Origin of the sequence: Burkholderia sp. SIMBA_051, from assembly GCF_046534915.1 — a bacterium.
Lineage (GTDB): Bacteria > Pseudomonadota > Gammaproteobacteria > Burkholderiales > Burkholderiaceae > Burkholderia > Burkholderia ambifaria.
Genome location: NZ_JAWRXS010000920.1, coordinates 1 through 235, shown reverse-complemented (window position 1 = coordinate 235; position 235 = coordinate 1). Strand labels below are relative to the sequence as shown.

General features: G+C 73.2%; 1 pseudogene. It reads right to left on the bottom strand.

Annotated elements, in window-relative coordinates:
* Positions 1-235 (bottom strand): annotated as a pseudogene (locus tag SB771_RS37165) (3-carboxy-cis,cis-muconate cycloisomerase); the annotation flags it as partial.

Sequence of the window (235 nt, the reverse complement as noted above, 5' to 3'; positions counted from 1 at the left end):
CAGCACGTCAGCCAGCCGGCGGCGGGACGTGGCCGCCTCGCGGCAGGCGTCGTAGACCACGTCATGCGCGGTCTGGCGGCCGATGTGCGGCGCCAGGCCCATCATCACGGCCTCGGCCACGATCAGGCCGCCGGACAGATCCAGGTTGCGCGCCATGCGCGCGGTGTCCACTTCCAGTCCGCCGAGCATGAAGCGGGCCTGGCGCAGCGAGCCGGCCGTCAGCACGAAGGCCTCG